We start from the raw sequence: 4,841 nt of genomic DNA on the forward strand, positions 1-4,841 counted from the left end.
TAGCTAATGATCGTGCCAATTTAAAGACTTCAATCTGGCTATATTCCGAGACATCGACTTGTCTTGTTGGGACTCTCTTGAGAGGAGATCCATCAACGATCTTAGAGTATTCTTTTACAACGGAACTGTAAGACTTTCCTCCGGCATATTTCATGACGCCTCGCCAATTCGGCGTGAGATCCATCACATCCTTCGCACTTTTTTCATCGAAGGCGTGTCGGCCAGCCCGCATTTCTTTCAGGACGACCTGAAGCTCCAGGCGCGCCGCTTGTTCGATTTGGCTGGCGACGTAGGGTGTATATGGGTCTCGAGGCGTGCTTTTCGGCTTGGGCCAACGACTAATAAAGCTAAGGCGGTCCGAAACGTTCGAGCCTCTTAAATCCTCCGAAACTGATTGAGGGTTTGCTTTGCGCGCTTCCCTCAGCAGGACAATGAGTACCAGGAGGCGACCGTAAGCGGCACTTGATAGGCCAGGGCCATCTAGTCGCTCTACAAACGACCTCGAAAATGAACTAATATCTATAATATCATTGTATGGATCAATCGCATCAATGTTTTTAATGATGTAAGAGATTGAATGTTTGTACTTAAGAAAAGTATTCCAACTGGTAAATAATCGACCTAAATTCAAAACATCAAACATCAACATCATGAAGTTTATCGCGAGATTTTTGCGCCGATATTTGGCGAAATCCCACCGAACGGTTTGGCTGGCAACAGAAGCGACGAGAGCCATACCTTCAACAGTCGCGCCGCTGACGATCGCTTGCTTGCAGTCACTCGCGTCCGCCTCTTCGTCGAAGGAGACGACGCTAGCTTTGCGTGATCTGCTCATGCTGCGAGTGCCATGTGTGCATCCCACGCTTCAAACGCCAAGCTGATCATCCGGCTGTGTTTCCGCGAGAATCTAAGGTATTTGAAAGTAGTCTTGATGCTCCTGTGCCCGAGAAGCTCCTGAAGAACCTGCAGCGGATCTCCGATCAGAGCGTCATATATCTCGCCACGGCTGTTGAGATGTCCCCGTGCTATGCGAAGCTCGACCAGTCCCTTCAGCATGAAGCTGAGCATGTAGACAGCGAACGTGTGCCGCAAGACGTGAGGGGTGATGTCGACACCGACCTGTTCTTCAAGGCCGGATCGTGCAAGGGCTGCGGAGAACGCTGAACGCCAAGCGGAATTCGAAACGCATGTTCCAATCTCGGAAATCCAGAGCGACCCGAAGTCGACAACCTTGAAACGATTTGGTTGGCCAATTGGACGAACCTCGATAAGACGCTCGCGCTCACGCAAAGTGAAGTTTGCGAGCGGCATTTCAATCTTCCTCGCGTCTCCAGCGATAACTTCTGCAATGCCTGGCCGACGAAGTTGAAAAAATATGCTGTTGTTCGACATCGTCAAAGTTCGGGGAGAGTATGATTTGAGAGGGAACCGCTCCGAGATTATTTTTGCTGCAACATGCGAGCGTTCCTCGTAAATATAAGGGTTGATAAAGTTCTTAATAACTCTTTTTGAAATAAAAGTATCTCTGCCTTTTTCCCACTTCGTAACAGTAGCAGGTATAGACCAAATTCTTGTAATGTCGTCTTGAAATAGGCCGATCTTTGGTATTTCCTGCCTCAGGATGTGAGAACCCTCATTACATCGGATGCCGGTTGTTACGAGCATTTCGGAGAAAGCGCCATTGCGCAGATTGTTTCTGCCAGACATCATTCCAGTTTCGCGAAATGTTACGTAATTTTCCAAGGAAACCATTTTAACTTGGTCGTCTGCTTCCCGGGTGCCGCAGTATGATCGCCAAGTCACCTCCGAGAAGTGGATTTTAAGGTGTCGAAGCATTCGGAGGATGACGGCGGCAACTTTGTTCCAACTATTTGGAGACAGCCTCTCTGAAAGCGGGCCGTATAGTCGCCTGTTGCGGTATTCCCATAGGTCCGCTTCCCTGAGGTCTGCTAGCCTTCTTCCATGGTGCGCCATGAGGAAGCGAGCGAAAACCTCAGCCTCAATGGCGTAAGTTCGCCAAGTTTCGCGCGATGTCAGGGTTGCAGCAATCCTATCCGCAAAGCCGGTGAGCGTATCATCTAGGGTCCAATCAGAGTGAAGTATGATCGGCTGCTCAATCTGAACTGCGTAGTGATCGATTGCCTCCAGGGCGAGGCGCTTCATTTCATCATCAAAGAAGGCAGCATCAGGTCGGCCAAGGTCGCGTTGGAGCGAAATCGGATCATACTCAAAGCGGGGCACGATAAATCTCCGACCCGCAAAGAAACCAAAAAATTTCGCCGTACTTCATGTCGCGGCTTTCGATTTGTCTCGTTTTGGCGTCCAACATAGCATGGATCTTGCTCCGCAACTGCCAATCGTACCGAAGCTGACCTTGGTGATAGACCGCCGTCGCGCGGCGGATGCTCTGCGCCTCTTCGGATCGAAGCACGGAACAGCGGTCCGGCTCAGAGTAGCGCGTTGTAAGTGTCGAAAATGGCCTGGGCTCGATCAATCGCGCCGGTCACCGGCGCAGACTTGGCGTCGAGCATCTTGGGGTTTCGGATAAGCCATCCCGCCGGCGTGAAATGGTCGAACTCGGCAACCGTAGTCGGCATGATTGCGAAGGCAGCCTCGGCCTGTTTGACCAGCCGTGCGGTGCCCGTGTTCGCGGCCGCGAGCCGCTTTGAATCGAGCAACGTCGTGTCCGCCAGGCCATAGGTCGAGTTGAGGATGGACACAAAGAGATCCGGTTCGAAGATGTCCTCAATATCGGCCTCGGCCCGTTGGAGGAAGTCGGCCATCGTGTAAAAATGTCCGGCCTTCAGGACTTCGGAGCGCTTCATTTCCTCGACCTTGCGCTTGTCTCCCTGCGCTTGGTCCGAGAGCACTGCGATATGAAGAGCGTTGCCAGCGAACATCGCGACGAATGGGCGAATCTTATCGATCCCGCCCGCCGGACAGAGCGTCCAGCGCTGATCCAGGCCCGGTCGTCCGCGACGTTTGAGCGCGTCCGACAACGCCTGGATGTAGAGAATGTCGCCGGGCCCTTCGACGAGAAGCGTGTGCTCGCCGATAAACAGCGACTGGCTGATCTCATAGCCGAGCGCACCTTGCAACGGAAACAGAGTGTCGGGATCGCGGGTGAGCACGTCCTCGCGCACCTTTGTGCCGAGCGGCATGCGACGCTGCCCCTTCATCTCTACCTTATCCTCGACGATACGGACGGAAGCGAGCTCGTCGGCCGGCACCATGAACGGTGAATGGGTCGAGTAGACGATTTGGTGATGTGGGGCGAGCTTCTCCTTGAAAAAGCGCAGTAGGTCCGCCTGCGCTTTGCCGTGCAGGGTAAGGCCGGGTTCGTCGAGGAGCAGAACGACTGGCGTCTCCTCGTCCTGTACCTGCGCGAACTTCACGAGGAAGGAGAAGAACCAGACAAAACCAGCGCTTCGCTCGGAGAACGGCGTATCAACGCGGTGCAGCCCGTTGTGGATGCGGGCCCATGCGATCATGCCACTATTGAGCGGTGCGGTATCGCCCGGCCGAGATTGTTCGACGCGGACGACAACACTGAGATCCGGATTCTGCGTCCAGTATTCCAGCACCTGATCGGTGATGCTGTTGGAGGCCGCCTGCAGGCGGGCATTGAATGTCTCGTAGGTGGCAACATTGGTGATGTCGTCGATTGAGACGCGTGCGTATTCTAGGAACTCGGCGAACAGCCGCGCACCGCGATGCGCATCCTCGTTGATCTGCCCATTAGCGATCAACTGACGCGTCTGTTCGAGCTGTATCGCGCCATCCATCCTATCGTACGCGGCGAAATACATGAACTTCGGCAACATGTCCCGGATGAGCTTGCTGACCTGCCCGGTCACTGCGCCCACCCCGTCTAAGTGAGACTTCAAGGCGGCGTGGCGTTCCGTCGGAGATGATATCTCAGCCAGCGTGGTGATCAACTTCGAGGTGGTGTCGGCTGAGGAAAGGACCGACCGTTCCGAATCGTCGAGTTGGAACTTGGTATAAAGATGCTCGAGCGCCTTGCCAAAATCGAGATCGACCGAGACGTCGACTTCTTTGCCGTAGGCGCGTGAGATTGTGATCAGGTCGGTCGTCACGACACCCTCACCGACAGTGGCAGCGATGCGAGCGGCTTCGGGAGAGGTGAGGCGCCAAGTCGTAGTGATTGCGACAGCGGCCTTCCCAGAATGACGGTCCTCGTATTGGGTCAGCAGCCGGCGCGGATAGTCGCGCTCCTTGTCGAAGGTCGCGGGTGTCGAGAGATGTGGGTTCAGCGCCGCGAGCGCCAGAAGGATCGCGCTCTTGCCCGCCTCGTTCTTTCCGACGAGGCAGGTTACCGGCTCGACGCTAAACTCCTCGCTGTCGTCGACCGACCTGAAGTTGGTGACGTGAACCTTCTCGAGCTTCATTATTATCCTCCCAACTCACTTTCTCCTTGAGATGGCAGATCGCCGCTCCAAATCAACTTTAGAGTGCGACGGTATCGGGCCGGGGGCGTCTAGGTAACCTAAGGTCGTCCGTGAACTTCAGGTTGAACCGGCAGCGGCTTTCGGGATTTTCGTTGGGCCAATCGAGCCGCGGCAACTAGGTCGCATTGCCGCTCCGCCGTTTTGTGGAAGCTGATCGGCAGTTTTTGGCATGTACCGACATACCGAGAGCTGGATCGGAACGGCGTATTATGGTCGCGTGCTGGCGGAAGCGGAACGCCGCCTCGTGGGACTTTCCCGCCATTCGCGTATGTAGGGAGAACGTCGGCATTCGCTGACAGCGGCCATTCCCGACCTTGCAAATTACCGAACGGCATTCACACCCGTTAATGCCATTTGGCAACGCCGTCGTTA

At 54.7% G+C, this 4,841-nt stretch carries 2 protein-coding genes and 1 pseudogene; all 3 read right to left on the reverse strand.

Features of this window, described 5'->3' with window-relative positions; genetic code table 11:
• Nucleotides 1-835, reverse strand: a pseudogene (locus tag CG471_RS30415) (hypothetical protein); the annotation flags it as partial.
• Nucleotides 832-2,241 carry a hypothetical protein gene (locus tag CG471_RS28895; protein ID WP_180275840.1) on the reverse strand — a complete coding sequence of 470 codons (1,410 nt, stop codon included), beginning with the start codon at nucleotides 2,239-2,241 and terminating at the stop codon, nucleotides 832-834. The pseudogene CG471_RS30415 and the gene CG471_RS28895, both read right to left, overlap by 4 nt.
• A gap of 206 nt (nucleotides 2,242-2,447) precedes the next feature.
• The gene (locus CG471_RS28905) at nucleotides 2,448-4,409 is read right to left on the reverse strand and encodes an AAA family ATPase (RefSeq protein WP_099234558.1); all 1,962 of its coding nucleotides are present in this window, start codon (nucleotides 4,407-4,409) and stop codon (nucleotides 2,448-2,450) included.
• Between the last annotated feature and the right edge of the window lie 432 nt (nucleotides 4,410-4,841).

Origin of the sequence: Sphingobium sp. IP1 (assembly GCF_002708645.1) — a bacterium.
Classification (GTDB): domain Bacteria; phylum Pseudomonadota; class Alphaproteobacteria; order Sphingomonadales; family Sphingomonadaceae; genus Sphingobium; species Sphingobium yanoikuyae.